The sequence below is a fragment of the Caballeronia sp. dw_276 genome, from assembly GCF_018449635.1.
GTDB lineage: Bacteria > Pseudomonadota > Gammaproteobacteria > Burkholderiales > Burkholderiaceae > Caballeronia.
On sequence record NZ_JAAVUV010000004.1, the window covers coordinates 159,369 to 181,055 of the forward strand.

The 21,687-nt window shown below is 60.2% G+C and carries 20 protein-coding genes and 1 pseudogene; 10 read left to right on the top strand and 11 right to left on the bottom strand.

Features of this window, described 5'->3' with window-relative positions; all coding sequences use genetic code 11:
- Positions 1–19 precede the first annotated feature (19 nt).
- Both HB633_RS09500 and HB633_RS09505 read left to right on the top strand, forming a co-directional pair.
- Entirely contained in the window at positions 20–1,396 is a 1,377-nt protein-coding gene (locus HB633_RS09500; protein WP_213777854.1) for an undecaprenyl-phosphate glucose phosphotransferase, read from the top strand.
- A gap of 277 nt (positions 1,397–1,673) precedes the next feature.
- A complete protein-coding gene (locus HB633_RS09505; RefSeq protein WP_213777855.1) occupies positions 1,674–3,173 on the top strand; it encodes a SulP family inorganic anion transporter in 1,500 nt (499 codons plus the stop codon).
- A gap of 19 nt (positions 3,174–3,192) precedes the next feature.
- Here the strand turns inward: HB633_RS09505 and HB633_RS09510 are convergent, their stop codons facing one another.
- The 5 genes from HB633_RS09510 to HB633_RS09530 all read right to left on the bottom strand — a co-directional run bounded on the left by HB633_RS09510 (position 3,193) and on the right by HB633_RS09530 (position 10,244).
- Positions 3,193–6,369 carry an EAL domain-containing protein gene (locus tag HB633_RS09510; RefSeq protein WP_213777856.1) on the bottom strand — a complete coding sequence of 1,059 codons (3,177 nt, stop codon included), beginning with the start codon at positions 6,367–6,369 and terminating at the stop codon, positions 3,193–3,195.
- A 238-nt stretch (positions 6,370–6,607) separates the two neighbouring features.
- Complete coding sequence (gene speG, locus HB633_RS09515) at positions 6,608–7,141, bottom strand: spermidine N1-acetyltransferase (RefSeq protein WP_213777857.1); 534 nt, start codon at positions 7,139–7,141, stop codon at positions 6,608–6,610.
- Between the two features lie 91 nt (positions 7,142–7,232).
- Entirely contained in the window at positions 7,233–7,853 is a 621-nt protein-coding gene (locus HB633_RS09520) for a hypothetical protein (protein WP_213777858.1), read from the bottom strand.
- Between the two features lie 4 nt (positions 7,854–7,857).
- Positions 7,858–9,252 (bottom strand): selenium-binding family protein, encoded by a 1,395-nt coding sequence (locus tag HB633_RS09525; RefSeq protein WP_213777859.1) that lies wholly within the window; start codon positions 9,250–9,252, stop codon positions 7,858–7,860.
- Positions 9,253–9,353: 101 nt separating this feature from the next.
- Positions 9,354–10,244, bottom strand: coding sequence for a LysR family transcriptional regulator (locus tag HB633_RS09530; RefSeq protein WP_213777860.1), 891 nt, complete (start codon positions 10,242–10,244; stop codon positions 9,354–9,356).
- 132 nt (positions 10,245–10,376) lie between these two features.
- Between HB633_RS09530 and HB633_RS09535 the strand changes: the two genes are divergently transcribed.
- Together HB633_RS09535 and HB633_RS09540 are read left to right on the top strand one after the other, a co-directional pair.
- Positions 10,377–11,120, top strand: coding sequence for an SDR family oxidoreductase (locus HB633_RS09535; RefSeq protein WP_213777861.1), 744 nt, complete (start codon positions 10,377–10,379; stop codon positions 11,118–11,120).
- Between the two features lie 76 nt (positions 11,121–11,196).
- Entirely contained in the window at positions 11,197–11,712 is a 516-nt protein-coding gene (locus HB633_RS09540; RefSeq protein ID WP_213777862.1) for a hypothetical protein, read from the top strand.
- Between the two features lie 50 nt (positions 11,713–11,762).
- Here the strand turns inward: HB633_RS09540 and HB633_RS09545 are convergent, their stop codons facing one another.
- From HB633_RS09545 to HB633_RS09555, 3 genes are all read right to left on the bottom strand, one after another.
- Positions 11,763–12,386, bottom strand: coding sequence for an NAD(P)H-dependent oxidoreductase (locus HB633_RS09545; protein ID WP_213777863.1), 624 nt, complete (start codon positions 12,384–12,386; stop codon positions 11,763–11,765).
- A gap of 49 nt (positions 12,387–12,435) precedes the next feature.
- Positions 12,436–13,077 (bottom strand): glutathione S-transferase family protein, encoded by a 642-nt coding sequence (locus HB633_RS09550; RefSeq protein ID WP_213777864.1) that lies wholly within the window; start codon positions 13,075–13,077, stop codon positions 12,436–12,438.
- Between the two features lie 203 nt (positions 13,078–13,280).
- The gene (locus HB633_RS09555; RefSeq protein WP_213777865.1) at positions 13,281–13,733 is read right to left on the bottom strand and encodes a helix-turn-helix domain-containing protein; all 453 of its coding nucleotides are present in this window, start codon (positions 13,731–13,733) and stop codon (positions 13,281–13,283) included.
- Between the two features lie 436 nt (positions 13,734–14,169).
- On the opposite strand from HB633_RS09555, the gene HB633_RS09565 reads away from it, so the two are divergent.
- Together HB633_RS09565 and HB633_RS09570 are read left to right on the top strand one after the other, a co-directional pair.
- Entirely contained in the window at positions 14,170–15,135 is a 966-nt protein-coding gene (locus tag HB633_RS09565) for an SDR family oxidoreductase (protein ID WP_213777866.1), read from the top strand.
- A 96-nt stretch (positions 15,136–15,231) separates the two neighbouring features.
- Positions 15,232–15,879 carry an NADPH-dependent F420 reductase gene (locus tag HB633_RS09570; protein ID WP_346730297.1) on the top strand — a complete coding sequence of 216 codons (648 nt, stop codon included), beginning with the start codon at positions 15,232–15,234 and terminating at the stop codon, positions 15,877–15,879.
- A 75-nt stretch (positions 15,880–15,954) separates the two neighbouring features.
- Here HB633_RS09570 and HB633_RS09575 read toward each other — a convergent pair whose 3' ends face one another.
- Complete coding sequence (locus HB633_RS09575; RefSeq protein WP_213777868.1) at positions 15,955–16,323, bottom strand: helix-turn-helix domain-containing protein; 369 nt, start codon at positions 16,321–16,323, stop codon at positions 15,955–15,957.
- A gap of 109 nt (positions 16,324–16,432) precedes the next feature.
- Between HB633_RS09575 and HB633_RS09580 the strand changes: the two genes are divergently transcribed.
- From HB633_RS09580 to HB633_RS09590, 3 genes and pseudogenes are all read left to right on the top strand, one after another.
- A complete protein-coding gene (locus tag HB633_RS09580) occupies positions 16,433–17,167 on the top strand; it encodes an SDR family oxidoreductase (protein ID WP_213777869.1) in 735 nt (244 codons plus the stop codon).
- Between the two features lie 70 nt (positions 17,168–17,237).
- Positions 17,238–17,408, top strand: a pseudogene (locus HB633_RS09585) (NAD(P)-binding domain-containing protein); the annotation flags it as partial.
- A 162-nt stretch (positions 17,409–17,570) separates the two neighbouring features.
- A complete protein-coding gene (locus HB633_RS09590; protein ID WP_213777870.1) occupies positions 17,571–17,972 on the top strand; it encodes a nuclear transport factor 2 family protein in 402 nt (133 codons plus the stop codon).
- 40 nt (positions 17,973–18,012) lie between these two features.
- Here HB633_RS09590 and HB633_RS09595 read toward each other — a convergent pair whose 3' ends face one another.
- Positions 18,013–18,897: a LysR family transcriptional regulator gene (locus tag HB633_RS09595; protein ID WP_213777871.1), complete on the bottom strand. Its 885-nt coding sequence runs from the start codon at positions 18,895–18,897 to the stop codon at positions 18,013–18,015.
- Positions 18,898–19,026: 129 nt separating this feature from the next.
- On the opposite strand from HB633_RS09595, the gene argC reads away from it, so the two are divergent.
- Positions 19,027–19,956: an N-acetyl-gamma-glutamyl-phosphate reductase gene (argC, locus tag HB633_RS09600; protein ID WP_213777872.1), complete on the top strand. Its 930-nt coding sequence runs from the start codon at positions 19,027–19,029 to the stop codon at positions 19,954–19,956.
- Between the two features lie 53 nt (positions 19,957–20,009).
- Here argC and HB633_RS09605 read toward each other — a convergent pair whose 3' ends face one another.
- Positions 20,010–21,554 carry a methyl-accepting chemotaxis protein gene (locus HB633_RS09605; RefSeq protein ID WP_213777873.1) on the bottom strand — a complete coding sequence of 515 codons (1,545 nt, stop codon included), beginning with the start codon at positions 21,552–21,554 and terminating at the stop codon, positions 20,010–20,012.
- Positions 21,555–21,687 lie beyond the last annotated feature (133 nt).

Below are 21,687 nucleotides of genomic sequence, written 5' to 3' on the forward strand. Positions count from 1 at the left end.
ATCGCTCGGGGAGAAGAACATGCGCGGAATAAGCAAGCTGCTGGCGAGGCTGTTCGACGTTTCGATGATCGTGGGCGGCGCGCTCATCGCGTCACAGATTCGTTTCGACGATGTCTCGCAACGTAGTTTCTATCTGGCATTCGTGGCCTTCGCCGCCGCGTTTTCGCTTGCCGTGTTTCCGGCATTCGGCGTGTACGACTCATGGCGAGGACGCTCGAAAAGCGCGCTCGCCGGACAAGTCGCGCTGAGCTGGCTGATCGTGCAGGCGTGCGCGATGGCGCTGATGTTCTCGCTGCATCGCATCGATTTTGTCTCGCGGCTCTGGTTCGTGTATTGGACCGGCATTGCGGGCGCTGCGATGATCGCGGGACGCATGGTGACGCATACCGTACTTGGGCGCGTGCGCAATGCAGGACTGAACTTGTCTCAGGTCGCGGTTGCGGGTATTGGCGACCATTGCGACGCAATCGTGCGCAAGATCGATACAGCGCCCGCCGCCGGCTTTCGCGCTACGGCAGCGTACAACGTGCAAGCGGGCACGAAGATGAATAGCCGCGTGCCGGTGTATGAAGACCACGACGCGTTCGCCAGTTATGTCCGCACGCAAAACATCGCAGAGGTCTGGCTCGCGTTGCCGTTGACCGAGGAACGCACGATCCTGAAGCTGGTTGACGAGTTCCGCGATGACCTCATCAACATCCGTTTCATGCCGGACGTGCGCACGCTTTCGCTGTTCGAAGGCAGTGTGACGAGCCTGCTCGGCGTACCGACGATCAACCTCGCTGCCTCGCCACTGCCGCCTAATGCGCTGATGCAAAAAGAGATCTTCGATCGAATCTTCGCGGCGGGTGCTTTGCTCGCAGTCTCGCCAATCTTGATTGCATGCGCGATTGCCGTGAAGCTCAGCTCGCGCGGTCCCGTGTTCTTCACGCAACGTCGCAAGGGCGCTGATGGTCAGGTCTTCAACATCTACAAGTTCCGCTCCATGCGTCAGCATGTGCAGAAAGAAGGTGTTGTAGAGCAGGCCACACGTGGCGATCCACGCATCACGCGAGTCGGCGCGTTTCTTCGGCGCACGAGCCTGGATGAGTTGCCGCAGTTCTTCAATGTGCTGCGCGGCGACATGTCCGTAGTGGGTCCGCGACCGCATGCGCTTGAGCATGACGATCTGTATCAAAAGGTCGTGTCAGGCTATATCCATCGATACCGGATCAAGCCGGGCATCACGGGCTGGGCCCAGGTCAACGGCTTTCGCGGCGAGACCGATCGCATCGAAAAGATGGAAGGACGCGTGGCGCATGATTTGTATTATCTCGGCAACTGGTCCTTCGGCCTCGACATGAAGATCATTGCGGCAACAGTGTTCAAGGGGCTTCGTCACTCGAACGCTTATTGAACGAAGCATGTGAAAAGGGGCAGCGCGCGCTGCCCCTTTTTTTCGTCATGACAATCTTCGATACCCGGCGTACTCGTGCTGTCCCGAAGCGTTTGCTTCAATTGTTGTAAAATTCGCGCTCGCATGACCGCCTCTCATCTTCCTTACACATTCATCGCTTGATCAGACCGATGTAGTCGCGCAGGCATTGTCCAAAAGTCATTACGGCCACCGGTCACGAACTGCGCGTTCGGCCGGCGCTGATCCCGTTTTGCTGTTCGCACAATCCACGCACCACATGAAAACCGGCTCTCTTCAGCAGCGGCAAACCCGCGCAATCGACGATATAAAAAGCAACGTCCTCGCAGGCCTTACGTCGTCGTTCGCACTGGTTCCCGAATGCATTGCGTTTGCGCTCGTGGCGCAAGTGAACCCATTGATGGGCTTGTATGGCGCATTCATGATCTGCACGATCACAGCGCTCTTCGGCGGGCGTCCGGGCATGATTTCCGGCGCGGCCGGCTCCATGGCCGTGGTTATCGTCGCGCTGGTGGTGCAGCACGGCGCGCAATACCTGTTGGCCACCGTTGTGCTAAGCGGTCTGATTATGGCGATGTTCGGCCTGCTCAAGCTGGGCAAGCTGATTCGCATGGTTCCGCATCCGGTCATGCTGGGCTTCGTGAATGGCCTGGCGATCATCATTGCGATGGCGCAGCTCGAGCATTTCAAGCATGTCACGACAGACGGCGTGCAATGGCTGCGAGGGACCGAGCTTTATGTGATGTGCGGCCTCGTTACGTTGACGATTGCAATTGTCTATCTGCTGCCACGTGTGACGAAAGCGATACCGCCGGCGCTGGCTGCGATCGTCGGTATCGGCGTGCTTTGCCAGCTCTTGCACGTGCCCACGCGCACGCTCGGCGACATGGCGCACGTCGCAGGCAGCCTGCCTGTATTCCGGATTCCCGGCGTCCCAATGACGCTCGAGACGCTCGGCATTGTGCTTCCTTATGCGGTGCTGATGGCGGTAGTAGGCTTGCTGGAAACCTTGCTGACGCTCAATCTCACCGACGAAATTACCAGCACCCAAGGTCAGCCCAACCGCGAATGCCTGGCGCTCGGTGCGGCGAACGTGGTGTCCGGTCTCTTCGGTGGAATGGGCGGTTGCGCGATGATCGGCCAGACCATGATCAACCTCAGTTCCGGTGGCCGATCGCGTCTGTCGGGCGTGGTCAGCGGCGTCATGATCCTGCTGTTCATCCTGTTCCTGTCGCCGTTGATCGAGCGTATTCCGCTGGCGGCTCTGGCGGGCGTGATGCTTGTCGTGGCGCAACAAACCTTCGCGTGGGGATCGTTGCGCGTGCTGGGAAAAGTGCCGCGCAGCGACGCGGTCGTGATCATCGCGGTCACCGTCATCACCGTATTCACGGATCTTGCCATTGCGGTGTTGTGCGGCATTGTGATTGCCGCGCTGAATTTCGCGTGGCAGCACGCACGCGACATTCACGCAGATGTCACCGCCAGTGCCTCCGGCGACAAGACTTATGTTCCACGCGGTACGTTGTTCTTTGCATCGACAACGCGTTTCCACGAACTGTTCGATCCGCTGAAAGACCCCAACCGGGTCGTCATCGATTGTGGTCATTTGCATCTTGCCGATCATTCGGCAATAGCGGCGCTCGAAGCGTTGAACAGGCGTTATGAAAAGGCGGCCAAGCAACTCGCCTTCATCAATTTGTCGGCGCGCAATCAGCGGCTGTTGCAACGCGTGGGATTCGAATTCGCAAGCGCAGCCTAAGGTTGGTTGCGTACACGCCTCAAACAAGCGCTTGTTCGTCGGCCCATGCCCAAAGCAGCGATGGTTCCATGGGCCGCGCAAACAGAAAGCCCTGAAGTTCATCGCAGCCAATGCCACGCAGTATCTGCGCCTCGCGTTCCGTTTCGACGCCTTCCGCCACGACTTTCAACCCGAGTTCATGACCCAGTTCGATGATTGATTTGATCACGGCAAGGTCGCCGGGTGCATCGAGCATGTCGTGCACGAACGCACGATCGATCTTGATGCGGTCGAGCGGAAAACGGTTCAGGTAGCTCAGGCTCGAATAGCCGGTGCCGAAGTCATCGAGAGAAAGCTTCACGCCTGATGCGCGCAGTCCGGTAATGGCATCGAGATAATTTTCGGCGCTGTCCATCAGCACGGTTTCCGTGATCTCGAGTTCGAGCAACGCGGGGTCCACGTCGTGTGCTGCGAGCGCGTGGCGCAAGGTCTCCACTACATTGGTATCGCGTAACTGGATGGCCGAGAGATTGATCGACACCTTCACGTTCATCGAGTCTTCGTCGCGCCATTGTGCGATCTGGCGGCAGGCTTCATCAATCACCCACGCGCCAATGGATATGATCAGACCCGTCTCTTCGGCAATGGGAACAAACTGCGCGGGCTCGACCGGTCCAAGTTCGGAATTGGTCCATCGGAGCAGGCCTTCAACGCCCGCGAGTGCGCCGGTCTGTGCATCCAGACACGGCTGGTACGCGAGCCGCAGTTCATTGCGTTCTATCGCCGAGCGCAAGCACGTTTCAAGCGATAAGCGCATGCGTGTGCGCTCCGCCATGTCGGGCGAGAAGAACCGCACGAGATTGCGGCCGTCGGCCTTTGCCTGGTACATGGCGGCGTCGGCGTTCTGCATCAGCGTGCTGATGTCGTGTCCGTCGGCGGGGTACATCGCCACGCCTATGCTGCTCGACACCTGCAGCGTCAGTCCGCCGATCTGATGCGGTTCGCGCAAGAGCGGAATGAGCCTTTCATCGATGATCTGCGCCGCTTCCGCAGCGCTGCACACGCCGCTTAGCGCCACGGTGAACTCGTCGCCACCCAGACGGCTGACCGTGTCGCCCGATCTGACCGCGGCCAGCAGGCGGCGCGATACGGACCGCAGCAAGCCGTCGCCAACATGATGTCCCAGCGAATCGTTGATGTTCTTGAAGCGGTCGAGGTCAATGAACAACACCGCCGCACAATCGCCGTTGCGCTCGGACTTGTGCAACTCGTTATCGAGCCGCTTTGAAAACAGCGCTCGGTTCGGCAGTTCGGTGAGCACGTCGTGTTCGGCGAGAAACTGGATGCGTGCTTCGCTGCGTTTGCGCTCGGTGACATCGATCAGCGTGCAGATGTAGTGCGAGACGTTGCCGCGTTTATCGCGCACGGCGCTGACGATCAGCCATGCCGGATATTCGCCGCCATGCGGACGCCGGACCTGCGCCTCGCCATGCCAGTTGCTGGAACGTCCGACCGCCGCGGCGACGCTCGATCCCTCGTCCGCGCTGGCAAGCCCGATCGATATGAATTCGGGCTGTTTGCGCAGGACGTCGTCGGCGCCATACCCCGTCGCGCGATAAAACGAGGGATTCGCCGTGAGCAAACGGTAGTCGCTGTCGAGTATGAGAATGGCTTCCGAGGACGCCTCGAATACTTTTGCCCACAGTTCCAGGCGCTGCTCCATGAGCTTGATCTGGTCGATGGGCGTGAACGCGGTGAGCACCGCGTCCTGCCCCTGGAAGACAAGGCGCCGTGCCGAGAGCATCGCCCACGTGGGTTCGTCGGTTGCGTGCCAGCGCACTTCGAACTGATCGACAGCACCGCGATCGGACAACTGCTGGAAAAAGCGCGCCCGCACGGCGGAATCCAGTCCGCGGGCCCATGGATCGGAAACGCCATGGTTCAACCAGAAAAGTGCGGGTTTGTTGGCGTGAAGAATTTCGTGGCCGGGGATGGCGGTGACGACCATGGGTACCGGCGTGGCTTCGACCAGCGCGTGTTGCGCTTCAGATGCGCGCGCGGTCGCGGCGAGTTCCTTTTGTACATCGCGCTCGTGATCGAGTTGTTCGAGCATCTCGTTGAAGCCGATCACCAGTTGCCCGATTTCATCCTGGCTCGGCCAGCTTGCGCGCAACGAATGATCGCCGGTGCGACGAACAGTATCCATGACGCGTGCAAGCTGGCGCAGCGGACGCGAGATTTGTTGCGCCACGAAAAAGACCATCACCAGGATGCCGCACAGCAGGAACAGTGCCGTGCCAAGATGCAGCCACATGCGCGAGAACAATCCGCTCACGCGGGCACGCAGCAGGCCGGTAAGTTCCGTGCCTGTCTTGCGCCACGAATCCCGCGCGAGCTCCACCACGGCTTGTTGTGCTTCATCGGCGGTCTTCAGCAGCGCCGGGTCGGCGGACGCACCCAGGTCCACGGTTGCGCGCGCGACCTCGCGATAGGTTTCGATCGCCTCCAGCATCTTGCTGACCGCGGGCGTAAGCGACACCGTCAAGCCCTGGTTGGCGGCGGTTGCTTCCGCGAAGTCGGATTTGAGTCCTTGCAGCACGGCGTCGAGCTGGCCTTCGAGCACGAGATAGCGCGTGCGCATCTGCTCGGCTTTCGACGGCGTGACCGGCGTGTCACGCAACTGCACGCCAATGCCATTGATGGATTCGAGCAACGCGGGATAACGCAGCACGGACAGCGACATTGCGTAATAGCTGTCGAGGTCGGGATCGAGAATGAGGTTCGACTGGTTGCCCACGCGCGTGATGAGCTCGCGGCAGGCGGTGAGCGCGTCGGTGATGGACAACGGCGTTGGCCGCGCTTCCTGCGCGAGTATCTTCAGCGTATCGCGCACGTGGTCGTTGAGTGCGGCGCTTTGCATGTTCGCGCCGTAAAGTTGCTCAGCGACCGCGAGACGTCCGGCGTCCTGTTGCAGCGTAGCCGCCGATACGTGCTTGCCGGCGCCGATCAGCGTGACATCGACCAGCGCGTCGCGCACCGTATGCAGGTAGGCGTTGCCGACGATTTCCTTATCGGAGAAATCGATGGCAATGTACTTCTCGTGAATCAGGATGCCGCTGATGAAAACCACCGCGCTCAAGTCAAGCAGGTAGATGAGCAGGAGTTTTCGGCCGACTCGCAAGCGAGCCAGCATCCGGAAGAACAGGTTCCGTTTCATGGTGTGCAGCCGTGTCGGATCATGGGCCATGCAACTCGCGGCAACGAGCCACGATCAACGAAGGTTGTTGGCTCGCTTGCCGATAGACGACGGGTTCGAACGGAAGCGCGTCTGGACGCGATAATGCCACGCCTATTAAGCGGATTATCGGCTTGGGACCTGGTTACTTTAGCGTCTGCTTAAAATTCACTTCCGCGGTGCACAAATTCTTTGCGATGGTGCGTGAGAGGCGCTTTTATCATTTACCCTGCTTGAGAAATTCGTGCTGGAAAATGCACATGCGGTAAGCGTTGTGATATTTGCCGTTGCCAAAAAACTCTTCGATCAGCTCCGCTTCCTGCCTGAAGCCACATTTCTCGTAGACGTGAATCGCAGCCGTGTTCGATACATCCACGATCAGATACAGCTTGCGCATGTTGAGTACCGAGAATGCATAGTCGGTTGCAAGCAGCGTTGCGCTTGTTGCATAGCCTTGGCCTTGTGCGCTCGGCGCGATGATGATCTGGAACTCGCCGCGCCTGTGGATGTAATCGAGCTCGATCAATTCCGCGAGGCCGATCGGCTCGCCGGATTTGTCGACGGCAACGAAGCGGCGTTCGCGCAAGTCGTGCACGTGCCGGTCATAAAGCTGCGAGAGTTCCGAGAAGGTTTCGTAAGGCTCTTCGAACCAGTAACGCATGATCTTCGCGTTGTTGTTCAGGCCGTGAACGAAGTGAAGGTCGGTGCGCTCGAGCGGCCTTAGCATGAGCTGATGGTTTTCTTCGATGATCATTATTGGTACTCCGTGAACAATGGGTCCTCAAAAGCAAGAGGCAATATAACCCACCGATCGGGCACGACCATGTCAGGCACAGTCAGGCACATCAAGCCGTCGCGATCAACAACACGCCCGTGCCGACGAGCCCGGCGGTCCAGAGCTTGTCGAAGTTGATCCAGCCGCGTCTCAACACGCCTACGCCGAGCCAGTCATAAACCAGCAAGGCAATGGCGCCGGTCACGAGCAAGGTGGTCAGCGTATGCAAGCCGACCGCCGCAATTGAAACCATCAGCGGCCCGGACGAGTGAGCCGGCATTGCGCTGCATAACGGAATCAGGACCGGAATGAGCATCAGCCCTGCGCCGTGCGCGGTCGCCATCAGAAACGACCAGAGAACGAGTCCGACGAACCCCGTTGTCATGCCAACACGCACGCGGTGCCGGTGGCCGTATTTCAGGTGATAGACGGCCCATGCAATCAGCAAGCCGCCGCTCGCGATACGGATAGCATGACCGTTGAAGATAAAGCCGGTCGCGAGCACGAGACCCGCGACCACGCCGATGGATAATGCATGCCCCAATGCCATCGGCGGAATAGCCCATAACACTGCGCGCCGGCGGCGCCTGTGCAGTCCGAGCGCCACGGCGAAGAGCCATCCCATGGCCGGATTGATGCCGTGAAACAAACCGAGCCCGGCGATGGCAAACCATTCCCAGGCCACGTTCACGTACTCATGGATAACAGTACGAGTCCGACGAGCAATCGCCGCCTTCGAGCCTCACCTGATGCGGCCGGTGCGTAGAAGGCCACTCCACCAAAAAGCGTGGATCGAATTCGATGCCTCCCTCCGGCGCCGCGTCGAGCTTCACCATCCATCCCTTCAGGCCTTCGGGATAAAACTGTTCATCGATCGCGCCGTACAGCGAGTTGGTGAAATACACGCGGCGTCCGTCGCGGCTCACTTCGACCATTTGCGGACCACCGTTGAGCTTGCGGCCGTCCGCCTTCGGATGCGACTCGCGCGACACAATCCCGCCAATGCGCACCGTTCCCGTGAGCTTGGGCTCGAATGGATTGGAGACATCGTATTGACGCAGGTCGCCCGTACCCCAACAGGCAACGTAGAGAAAACGATCGTCCATCGACAAATCGATGTCCGTCACGAGCGGCGGCACCGCGCCAAAGCCCTTGAGCATGGGCGGAAGCAGATCGGCGTCCGCGGGTTCGGCCGGGATCTCGATGATCTTCTTGACCGCCCACTTGTCGCCATCGCGATACCACGTCCAGATGGACGACGACAAATCCTTCAGGCTGATCACCGAATTGACGAAGCCGTATGCGCGGGTCGGATCATGTGCCGGGCGCAGTTCGAAAACGAGCTGGTTCTCTTCGCCGAAATCGATTTCCTGTTTGTGCTTGCGTGTATGCAAGTCCCAGAAGTGCAGCTTGTGTCCATACTTGCCGCCGAGCAGCACCTCCGGCACGAGACCGTTTTCGAACGTGGCGGGCAAGCCCCATTCGCTCGTGACCAGCGTGTCGTGTCCGAGATGCCACCATGCGTCGTACGCGAGTTGTTGCGGGCCGCGATCGATTTCCCATTGGCCGCGTATGTCGAAGGTTTCGTGATCCATGAGGAAAATGCCGCCCGGTGCTTCACCCTGTGCATTGCTCAGCGCCGCAACATAGATTCCCTCGGGGCCGCAATGGACCGTGTGCGGCCGCGTGTAACCCGCTTTCTCGGCGACCTCCGCAGGTTCAAGCACCCGTACGATCTTCGGATTGCGCGGGTCCGCCTTGGTATCGAGAATATGGATTCTCGATGACCGCAAACCCGGCACGACAAGATAGCGTCGTTCTGCATGCGCGTGCGGCGCGTTGGGACACAGACATGAACTGCATGCGTTCCAGCCGAAATGATGCAGCTCGTCGCCCGTATTGGGCATGCTGACGTTGTTGAGCAACTGTGAATAGGTCGCGGACGCGGGGTCCACGTCGATGACTGCAATGGCATCGGGAATTTGTCGTGTGGGGTCGAAACTCGCGACGTAAGCAAGCGTCTCGGGCGGCGCCTTCATCGCCATGCGTGGGGAAGGGTAGAAGCTCGGATCCGGTGTCCAGTTTGCCATGGTATTTCTCCAGGGAATCGCTACGCCGTTCGTCTTGTCCGCAGACTCAGGGGACCTAATATACGCCGGTTCGTAAGCTTGACGAACGGTCTTGCGCTTGATCAGAAAGCCGCTTCAAAAATTTCCCTGAGCCATTGCGCGAAGACCCGCACTCTCGACGACAACTGCCGGTTCTGCGGATAAAGCACGCTCACCGGCATGGGCGGCGGCGGAAAAGCGTCGAGTACGACCTTGAGCTTTCCTTCCGACAATTCCTCCTTGACCCGATACCGCGGCACCTGAACCATCCCCAGTCCCGCCACCGCGGCGCCGGTGTAAAGATCCGCCCCGGTCACCGATACCACCGCCGGCAACTGCATCTCGACCACGCGTTCATCGACGGTAAATTCCAGCGGGAAAACGCGTCCCGATCCGCTCGATACATAATTCACCGCGCGATGCGCACTCAAGCTTTCGAGCGTCACCGGTTCGCCGAACTGCGCGAGATAGGCGGGACTTGCAACCGTCACTTGTTCCATCAGCGCGACGCGGCGTCCGACCATCGACGAGTCCTGCAGCGTTCCCGCGCGCAACACGCAATCAATGCCTTCGCGCACCAGATCGACTAGCCGGTCGTCCTCGCCGATCTGCAGTTCGATATCCGGATACATCGCGATAAACCCGGGCAGCGCCGGGACCACAAAATTCTTCGCAAGCGTGCCCTGCACGTTCACGCGCAAGAGTCCCTTCGGTGCGACGTTGCGAAACGAGCCTTCGGCTTCCTCCATATCGGCGATCAGGCGCACGCAGCGCCGGTAGAACGCCTCGCCGTCGTGCGTGAGGCGCACGGTACGCGTCGTGCGCTCCAAGAGGCGCGTGCCGAGCCGCTCCTCCATGCGCTTGATGAGGTTGGTCACCGTGGCGCGCGGGATCTGGAGGTCGTCGGCCGCCTGCGTAAAGCTGCTGCGCTCGGCGATACGAATAAATACCTGCATTTCCTGAAACCGGTCCATGACTTAATGCGCTTTATTGTTAATGTAAATGGAACGATATTACCAAATTGAGAGTAATTATCAACCGGCGTTAATGATCGATACTTCATTCCACGCATTTCCCATCTGCAACTCAAACGAACGGAGCGAATCATGAATGTGATCAAGAACAGCCAGGTGGCCATTGTCACGGGCGCATCGCGGGGTATCGGTGCAGAAGTGGCGCGGCGTCTCGCGGACGACGGTTTTGCCGTTGCCATCAACTACGCGTCGAGCTCGAACGAAGCCGACGCGCTGGTTGCCGAATTGACCGCGAAGGGAACGAAGGCCATCGCGATCAAGGCGGATGTATCGAAGGCGGACGATGTCCACGCCATGTTCGATGCCACCGAACAGCAACTCGGCAAGGTCGACGTGCTGGTGAACAACGCCGGCGTGCTGAAGACCGTGCCGCTCGCCGAAACGTCCGACGCGCTCTATGACCAGACCTTCGGCATCAACGTTCGAGGCACCTTCAACACGCTGCGCGAAGCGGCGGCGCGCATGAACAACGGCGGCCGTATCGTGAATTTTTCGAGCACCACGCTGGCGCTGAACATGCCCGGCTACGCCATTTACAACGCGACGAAAGCCGCTGTCGAAGCCTTCACGCACGTGTTCGCGAAGGAATTGCGCGGCCGCGACATTCGCGTGAATGCGGTCGCGCCGGGTCCGATCGCGACCTCGCTTTTCCTCGATGGAAAAACTGAGGAACAGGTCCAGACCTTCGCCAAGATGCCGCCGCTGCAACGGCTCGGTCAGCCGGAAGACATCGCGTCGATCGTGTCTTTTCTCGCGGGTACGGATTCAGGCTGGATCAACGGGCAGGTTCTGCGCGGCAACGGCGGGATCGCATGAACGCGTTTGCGCGGCGCATTGGCATGGGCGACCTGCTTGAAGCGAAGGCGAGGGCGTGATGAGAGGCGGGCGTTTCATGCGCGGCGTCTGGCTTGGCCTTCTTTTGCTGACCGCCGCGGCATGCGGTCAGCAGGGCCACGCCGATGAGGGAGGCGGGACGACCATGAAGGCATCGACGACGTATTTGTATCTGCTCAGGAAAACGCCGTTCTTCACGGCGCTGAACTACGAGCAGTTGCGTTGGACCATCGACCACTCGCGTGAGTGGGAAGCGCAGGCGGGGACAGTGGTGGCGGAATGTGCGCCGGCGTCGAAGGATGACGCGTACTGGATATTGCTCGATGGCCGATGGCAAGTCGAACACAATGGCCACATGTACCCCGCAGGACATGCCGATCCTGGAAAGTGGTTCAGTGCACGTGATGCGCATGGGAGCTGCAGGCTGGTGACGACCGAACACAGCTACGTGATGAAGATAACCCGCGCCGATATGAACGACATGCTGGCGCGCGGGTTTGCGTTCAATGCGCACCTGAAACAAGGGCGCGAGTATTACCGGGCGATGTTCGCGGGGGCGGTGGTTGGCGAGTGATCGCTCGACGTGCAATCACTCACGCAAATGAAAGGAACCCGCAGTCCCCTTTATAAACCGCGAGCAAGCTCGCGAGCTTTTTCGCTGGCCTCGTTGCGGGACGCATGATCCTGCTCGGGGCCTGCCAACGTTTTTTCGACGCTGATCACATGCACGTCGGTGATTCCAACCATGCGCGACCACATGGTCAGATAGTCGGCCTGAAAGTCGAACTGATCCGGTGGAAAGTCCGCTCCAAGCTGAACGCCTCGCGCCGCGATCGTGACGACCGTCCTGCCGCCAAGCATGCCGTTTAATCCTTTCTCGTCGAATGTAAACAGCACGTCCTTCTGCGATATGACATCGATCAGATGTTTCAGGCGATATGGAATGCCGAAGTTCCACATGGGCACGCTGAAGAGAATGACATTGGCCTCCCGGAACCGTTCAGCAAGCGTGTGAACGGCGCGCCATGCGTCGGCCTGCGCGGCATCGAGCGGCCGGCCCTCGATGCCTGCGTATTTTGCTTCGAGCACTGGCCCGTCGAAAACGGGCAGGTCGATTTCCCAAACGTTCAGTTCATCGACCGTTCCGTCAAGATGCCGCTCCTTCCAGACTTCAGCAAAGGCTTGAGCGACCTGTCGGGAGGCAGAGCGCCCGGTACGTGGCGAACCAATCACGTGAAGAAGATGCATAAGTCCTCGCAAACAATAAGGTGGACAAAGGGTGATTCCCGCCGCGACGTCACGTAAGCATGGGCGTCAGGTCGGGATCGCCTTTGGCCATCGCCCGTTGGTATCCGGCCCGTGCGCCGATACGCTGAAGATACGCCAGTATGTACGGATAAGGCTTGAGATCAACAGGATGAAACAGGCGCATCGTGGTCAGCGAAAAGACGCTCATGATGTCAGCCGCGGTGAACGCGCTTCCAGCCAGATAGTCGTTCTGTGCAAGCCGCGCTTCGATCAGCGCGAGCACCTTGTCCAGTCGTTCCTGCGCCGACGCTTGAATCGGATGGTCCGGCGCCAGGCCGCAACGCCCAATGAACATGGATCGACCCATGACCGGCTGAAGATTGCCATTGGCAAAGTGAAACCAGTAAAGATAGGAAGCGAAATCCGGATGGTCGGGCGCATGCTGCAAATGTCCGCGGCCATATCGGGCGAGGATGAATTCGACGATCGCAGCCGATTCGGCAAGCAGGATTCCATCGTCTTCAATCAGCGGTGCTGCGCCAAGCGGATGCAGTGCCTTCAGCTCCGGTGGCGACAATTTCGTGACTGGATCGCGCGTGTATTTTTCGAGTTCATAGGGAACCTCGAGTTCTTCACAAAGCCAGACGATCCGCTCCGATTGTGAGTGACCAAGGTGATGGATTTCTAGCATGAATCGTTCCTTTTGGATGTGCGGCAAGTGGGAGCTGGTTCACCAGGGTACCGTCGGCAGGCGTATTGATTCGAAAGACGAGGCTGGGCGCCCGTCGATGGAGCATATTCTGTGCCGTTTGTTTTGCCGAAGGCGGACACCGGCCCCGCCATTGATGTATGCATGTCGTTCGTGCGACCTGACAGGGCACGCTTAAGTCATCCTCATTCCTTGCTCTCGGGAAACAGACATCCGCCATTGCGGACCAATGCCTGAACCTCTTCGCTCACCTCAGTGTGGCTCCGTCTTAATCGAGCGAGGAAGTCTTTACTGCGCCGCACGTACGACTTCGAATCGTACTTCGCGCTCCAAAGGATGATGTCAAGGACGATGGGAATGAGGTCCAGGCCTTTCTCGGTCAGCGTGTAAAAGTCCTTGCGCCCGTCGTCGGGGCTGGGCGCCCTCGAAAGAATTCCCTGCTCTTCGAGAAAGGAAAGGCGCGAAGCAAGAACGTTGGTCGCGATTCCCTCTTCCGATTTCAAAAACTCGCCATACGTCTTCTTGCCGACAAAAACGATGTCGCGAATGATCAGGAGCGACCACCGGTCGCCGAAGATCTCCACGCCGTAGTTCACCGCGCAATGGGACCGAAGGTCTTCTTTAGATGTTGTCTTCATACGTGGATTTTAACATCACTTGCATATTACAAGTAAATTTCCATTGTTTACTTGTTTTTAGCAAGTAATATGATTAGCATGGTTGTCAGAGAGAACGAGCAGCACCCAATCAACCAGGAGGCTGCACATGAGCACTATCAGCATCATCGGTACAGGCGGCATGGCCGTAGCGATCGGCGGCCTTGCCGCCAAGGCCGGACACACCGTCGAGGTGATGAGCCGCGACGCCACGGTGTGTGTGTGAGCCTCGGACTGCGCCCTATGGATACCGGGCCGCTACCCATGGCGAGGACGCTGGAGTACGCCTGCCTGTTGTCGCTAGCCCTCCTCGCCCACTCTGTCAAACACACCAGCTTCTCAATCGGCGTCAGCCTTCCCGGCTGAGCGCGCCGGTACCGTCACATCTCGCATCACATCGCCTGCAAGGAGCAATAACATGCACGTTTTAGTCACTGGCGGGACCGGCCATATCGGTTCGTACATCATCCCCGAACTCATTGCAGCTGGCCACGAGGTAACCGGCCTGGCCAGGTCGGACAAGTCCGCGGCGGCAGTGTCCGCGCTCGGCGCCAAGGTGCGTCGCGGGGATGTTTCCGACCTCGAGGGGCTCAAGACGGCGGCGGCTGAGCCCGACGGTGTCATCCACGTCGCGCACAGGCAAGACCTGCTGCCCTCCGGCGGGCTTGACGCCGTGGCCGCTGCGGAGCTGCAGATCATGCTCGCGTACGGCGAGGCACTGGCCGGAACCGGAAAGCCGCTGGTCGTTTCAGGGAGCATTGGCTCGCCTACGAACCTGGGCTGGGCGGCGCCCGGGGCCCGCTTCTTGGACCGACCGGCGACCGAAGAGGATCCGGCCCTTCCCGGCGGCGATGCGTTCAAGGGTTCCCTCCGGGTTCGTAACGTCGTGGAGCTCACGGTAGTCGGCCTTGCGGAGCGGGGCGTGCGGTCCTCGATCGTGCGGATTCCTACTATCGCGCACAGCACGACCGACAATACCGGGTTCCTCCCGCTGCTGATTGGGCTCGCGAAGGAGAAGGGTGTCGTCGGCTACCCTGGAGACGGCGTCAATCTGTGGCCGGCCGTGCATGCCCGCGACCTCGCTTCGCTTTTTCGCCTGGCGCTGGAGAAGGGTCCGGCAGGCAGAACCTGGCATGGGACTGAGGGCGAAGGCATCCGGTTCCGCGAAATCGCCGAGGCCATTGGCAGCCGTCTCGGCCTGCCGGCCATGAGCATTCCCGTGGACGTACTGACGCTGCCGGGATACTTTGGATTCCTTGCGAATTTGGTCACGCTGGATCTGCCGGCGTCCAACCTCATCACCCGCCAGACTCTCGGCTGGGAACCTGCTCAGCCCGGCCTTCTCAAGGACCTTGATAACGGCCATTACTTCCCTGCCGTCTGAGCGCTGTCGACGCTGGTATGGCACGAGGGATGACGCACGCGGCTCGGCCCACAAGGAATATCAACCGGGGAATGCCCCGTTCAGAGATTGCAAGCAATACCCCAACTTACGAGGAAACTACATATGAGCACTATTACGATCATCGGCACAGGAGGCATGGCTGCAGCGATCGGCGGCCGTTCCGCAAAGGCTCAATATACCGTCGAGGTGGTCAGCCGCGATCCTGCAAAGGCACGGGCGCTGGCCGACCAGCTTGCCGCCGGAGCGACCACAGGGACGTACGGCGCTGCGCCGGCGGGCGACATCGTGATCCTCGCCGTGCCATACACCAGTGCGGCGGCGGTGGTGGCCGAGTATGGGGATGCGCTCGACGGCAAGGTGATCATCGACATCACCAATCCGGTCTCCCCCGACGTCACATCCCTCGTCACACCCCACGGCAGTTCGGGCGCGGAGGAGATCGCCAAGGCCGCCCCCGCCGGCGCGCGCGTGGTGAAGGCGTTCAACACTCTCTTTGGCCCTGTACTTGCCCGGAGTGGACGCCTCGACGCGTTCATTGCCGCCGATGATCCGAAGGCCAAGGCGCGCGTCTCGACCTTCCTCGAGAGTCTGGGGCTGCGTCCGTTCGATGTCGGCGGCCTGCACATGGCCGCGACGCTCGAGTCGCTCGGTCTGATGCTCATCGGCCTGGCCAAAAATGGCGCCGGCACCTTCGACATCGCCTTGAACGTCGATGTCGGCTGAAGCACAGACCCCACGTTCTCACCAGCCGGTCAAAGGAGCAGAGACCGTCCTGCGCAACGGTTATTAGGCGTCCTGCTAAAGCAAACTGTCGCGCTCGACGAGTCTGTTCACCATGTCTGCCATGTTCTCGGTTCCCCAAATGCACAGCGGGACAATCTTGTCGGCCAGACTGCGGCCTAGCGGGGTAAGCGCGTATTCCACGCGCGGCGGCACTTCCTTGTAGTCGGTCCGCGCGAGCACGCGATCCGCCTCCAGTTCCTTCAATTGCTGGATCAGCACCTTGGCGCTGACGCCGTGGACGTTGCGCTTGAGCTCGCCATAGCGCTTCGGGCCGTCGAGCAGGAAGTACAGAATTAACGGCTTCCACTTACCCGCGATGATGCTGAGCGTGGCGGCGAGCCCGTATGAGTAGCGGCCGCCGCAATGTTCAGAAGAGTCCGTCATTTCATGGTTACCTAAAGGTGCATACTTGTGCTTAGGTTATCAGAAGTGCATGCTTGTCTCAAGCAAGCAGTTGCCTGCTTCCGTACAACTTGAAGGAAGGATGCACGACATGACCAGACTCAATGGAAAGACCGCCGTGATCACTGGCGGCGCAACCGGCATCGGCCTCGCGTCAGCAAAGCGCTTCATCGAAGAGGGCGCCATCGTTTTCATTTTTGCCCGCCGGCAGGAATCGCTCGACGCCGCTGTGGCCGAGCTTGGACCCAATGCGCGCGGGGTGCAGGGATCGATCACCAATCAGGCCGACCTGGACCGGCTTTACGCTGCGGTGAAGGCCGAGCGCGGAACTCTCGACATTGTCCTTGCCAATGCCGGGGCTGCAAGCCGGCTCAAGCTCGGTGAGCTCACCGCCGGGCACATCGACGAAATCTTCGACACCAATGTGAAGGGTACGATCTTCACCGTCCAGAAGGCGCTGCCGCTCATGCGCGACGGCGGTTCGATCATCCTCACGGGATCGAGCGCGGGCACCACGGGCGCCCCGGGAATGACCGCCTACAGTGCGAGCAAGGCCGCAGTGCGCAACCTCGCGAAGACCTGGGCGGAGGACCTCAAAGGCACCGGCATCCGGGTCAATGTGCTGTCACCCGGCGCGACTGCGACCGAACTCGCGAAGGAAACACTAGGCGAGGAAGGTCAAAAGCTCTACGCCTCGTTCACTCCGCTCCAGCGCATGGCCGATCCGTCGGAGATCGCGGCGGCGGCTGCCTTTCTCGCCTCGTCGGACAGCAGCTTCATGACCGCCAGCGAAGTCGCCGTCGACGGCGGCCTGGCGCAACTCTAATGCGTTACGCCCGCCGGTTACTCCATTCGATATTCGGAGCCCGCGAGGCGTGGTAAATCGAAGAAGATATATGAACTACGCAATTATTGGCTTCGGCAAGATCGGCCAGGCGCTGGCCAAGGCGTTTGCCCGCAACGGCATCGAAGTATCCGTTGCGACCACGCGCGACCCGGAAAGCTTTGCATCCGCCGCGGCCGCGATTGGACCCGAGATCATCCCCAAAAAACTGGCGGAAGCCGTCTGATCTTCAAGGACCTGGTCAAGTTCGACTAATGATTCGTTATCCAAAATTTTGATGCAATTCTGCATCGTGGACAAACGGCAGCCAGTTCGATTGAAGCGAGGGCGACGCCGGCCGTTCCTGCACGCGACCACTGGGAACAACAGAAATGGAGAGTTTTCGATGAGCACGCAAGAGAATGTCCAGATAGTGAAGGATTTTTTTGCAGCAATGGGCAGCGGCGACAAGCAAGGTCTGTTGGCGATTTCTGACGAAGACATCGAGTGGATCATTCCAGGCGAGTGGCCGCTGGCCGGCACGCACCGCAGACACGAGGGATTGACGGATTTGCTTCAGAAGGCTTCAGAAATGGTGGAGACGTCATACCCCGAGCCCCCCGAATTCATAGCGCAGGGCGACCGGGTTCTGGTCGTCGGCTTCGCTACTGGCAAACTCAGAGCCACGAATAGGACGTTCGAGGACAATTGGGTCTTCGCCATCACCGTCCGGAATGGCAAAGTGGCGAAGATCCGGGAGTACATCGACACGCTTGCACTGGCGCGGGCCTCGGAGCTTCAACGCTGACGCCAGCGATGAATCCGGCAACACAACTCGGATAGCGGTCCTATGCCAATCGCAGATCCCACAGTGCATCGAGTACATGTTGCGTGGATCGTTCGATGTGCCCCGTACGATGCGCAATGCCGAGCCGGCGCCACAACGCCGGACGTAGCGGACGCATGACAATGCGGCTGTCGGGTAAAGGTGTAGTGGCCTCGTGAGGTAACAGCGCCGCGCCATAACCTGCCGCTACGAGACTCTTGATCGCATCGTTGTAATTGAGCTGAATGCGCGGCGCAGGATGATGCCCTCCGGTTGCAAACCACTCGGCGGTCAGACGCGAGAGACGCGTGGTCGCATCATTGAGAATGAGAGGGCGAGCGGCGAGCCATTCAGGTGTGAGGCGAGCCGGACACTGCCAATGGGCCGGCACAAAAGCCATCACGGGATCGCGGCGCCAAGGCTTTATCACGAGTCCCGCCGCCGGAGGCTGGGGCAGTGCGACCAGCCCGACATCCAGCGTTCCATCCGCCAATCGGGTCAGCGTTTCATGCGAAGTGAGAACCGCGATCTGAATATCGATAGCGGGATGGTGCTCACGCAGCACTTCGAGCGCTCGAGGCAACAGGTGCGCAATCGCGCCGGTCGATGCGCCGAGCCGGACGCGTCCGACAAGTCCTTGAACCTGGCGGTGAACATCGTCTAACGCCTGTTCCGCGTCGGCCAGCAGTCGACGCGCGCGCTCGACCAACACCTCGCCTGTTGCCGACGGCCGAACATGTCCGCGCTTGCGCGACAGGAGCGGAGCCCCGATACGCTCTTCCAGTTCGGCGATGTGAAGGCTGACCGTTGGCGGCGCCAGATGCAACGCACGCGCCGCGTCGGCGAATGAGCCACGGTCGACAATAGACACCAGGGTACGCAAACGGTCCAGGCTGATCTCTCGCATGTCGGCCTCCAGATTCAGAAAAACTGAATCTCCAGGTTATGAAATTCAACTTTCGCTATTCTAGCGGTGCGCGGAAGATAGCAGGCACGTTCTACTTGTTGTCATTCAGTCACCGGAGGATCCCCGCGCATGAGCTCTCCCCTTGTTTTCATCGACGGCGACCAAGGCACCACAGGGTTGCAAATTCACGAACGGCTTCGTGGCCGGACCGATCTGAAGCTGGTCACGCTTCCTGCGGCGGAGCGCAAGGATTCCAAGCGTCGCGCCGAAGCCATCAATGCCTGCGATATCGCCATCCTCTGCCTGCCCGACGCCGCCGCACGCGAGGCTGTGGACGCCATAGTCAATCCCGTCGTCAGAGTAATCGACGCAAGTTCCGCTCATCGCACACAGGCGGACTGGACATACGGTTTTCCGGAAATGACACCGGGACAGGCTGACCGCATTGCGACCGCGCGTCGGGTCACCAATCCAGGTTGCTATCCAACGGGTGCAATTGGCCTGCTGCGTCCCCTGCAGCACGCCGGCCTCATTCCAGAGCGCCACCCCGTCAGCATTTACGCGGTGTCTGGCTACTCCGGACGAGGGCGTGCCGGTGTGGAAGAACACGAGGGGCCGGGTGCTGCCAACGCGCCGTCGTACCAGGTGTACGGTCTTGAGCTCGCGCACAAGCACACCCCGGAGATTCAGCAGCACGCCGGACTCGCGCAGCGTCCCATCTTCGTCCCTGCGTATGGCGCGTTCCGTCAGGGCATTGTGTTGACGGTACCCTTGGATCTACGGCTGCTGGCACGCGACATAGACGGGGCCACGTTACACGCATGCCTCGCACGCCACTATGCCGAGGCGGCCCACGTACATGTCTTGCCGCTGCATGAATCGTGCGTTTTAAAGCAGTTGGATCCGCAGGTTCTGAACGGTACGGACGATATGCGCTTGAGCGTGTTTTCTAACATGGAACACGGGCACGTTTTGCTGTCAGCAGTTTTCGATAATCTCGGCAAAGGCGCAGCCGGCGCGGCGGTTCAGAACCTGAATCTGATGCTTGCGCAGCAATAGTGGCCGATGGCTTGCGCTGATGTTCGGCAACGCAATTGCAACTATTGTCGGCCCTAAACCCGAAACACCGCCACCGCCACATCCAGCTGCTCTGCCTGCTGCTCAAGTGACGCGGCCGCAGCTGCAGCTTCCTCCACAAGCGCCGCATTCTGCTGCGTCACTTCATCCATTTGCGCGACGGCGCGGTTGATCAGCTCGATCCCGCCCGTCTGTTCCGACGAAGCCGCGCTGATCTCGCCGATGATGTCCGACACGCGCTTCACCGCCGCAACGACTTCGCCCATTGTTTGTCCGGCTTGCCCTGCAAGCGCATTCCCCGTCTGAACCTTGTCCGCCGATGCGCTGATCAGTTCCTTGATCTCCTTCGCCGCCGCCGCGCTGCGTTGCGCGAGACTGCGCACTTCGCCCGCGACCACGGCGAACCCGCGTCCTTCTTCTCCCGCCCGCGCCGCTTCAACGGCCGCGTTCAGCGCCAGGATATTTGTCTGGAACGCAATCCCCTCGATCACGCCGATGATGTCCGCAATGCGCGTGGAACTCGTCGCGATGTCGTCCATGGTGTGCACGAACTTGCCCACCACGTTGCCGCCGCGCACTGCCGTGGTCGATGCATCCACGGCCAGCTCGCTCGCCTGCCGCGCGTTATCGGCGTTCTGCCTGACGGTTGCGGTCAATTGCTCCATGCTCGACGCCGTCTGCTGCAACGAAGCGGCCTGTTCTTCAGTGCGCTGCGACAAGTCGATGTTGCCAGCCGCAATTTCCCGCGCGCCATGCGAGATCGCGCCGGTGCCGCCGCGCACCTGCGTGACCGTGCCTACGAGCCCCTGCTGCATGCGCCTGAGCGCGGCGAACAGACGGCCCATTTCGTTATCGCGCGATGCATCGATAGTCGCCGTCAGATCCCCCGCCGCGATCTGTTCGAAGTGGTGAATGGCGGATTCGATCGGCTTCATCACGGCCGCGCTCAAGGCCCCGCGCGCGATAAACCCAAGTACCAGGGCCAGCGCCGCGACTACAACCGCGCCGGTCGCCATTGCGTGGAACTGCTGCTGCGCCTGTTCATATCGCGCTTGCTGGCGTGCGATCTGCAACGCTTCGAGCGCGGACATCGCATGATCGTAGGTCGCGTATAAGCCATCCGCGGTCTGAACCTGCAGCGTCCGAAAAGTCGTGAAATCGTTTTGCGCGAGGGCATCGAATTCGAGGTTCAGCGCCTTCGCAATCAACGCAGCGCGCGCGGTCTTCGCGGCTTGCGCGAGCGGTTCTTCCTGCGCGTCGCGCGGCTTGGCGAGATACGCGTCGAACTCGGCGTCGCTGATCTTCAGCGTCTTGCGCGCGTTCGGCAACATGTCGTCGCTGGCCTTTCCGAGCATGAACAGCGTCTCGTAGTTGCCGAGCGCAAGCCGCACTTGCAGGAGCCGCTGCGAACTCGTCTTGAGATGCGTGATGGCAGCGGTGTCGGTGGCGACCATCTGTTCGAGCGCCTGGTTGCTCTGGCGCAGGCAGGCGGCCGCGGCAAGCAGCACCGCGACGAGCGCGAGCGTGTACCCGGCGATAGTGATCGTGAGACCGCGGCGAATCGTGAAATTATTGAACATGGCGATGAACGCGCGGGCACCGGCAAGCGCGCCGCGCGCGTGATTCCTCAGGTATCGTTTAGTTTTATTGAATAAACGGGAAGCGCGTGTGACGACGCAAAGCGCCCCGTAGCGCGATTCTTGCGGAATGCCC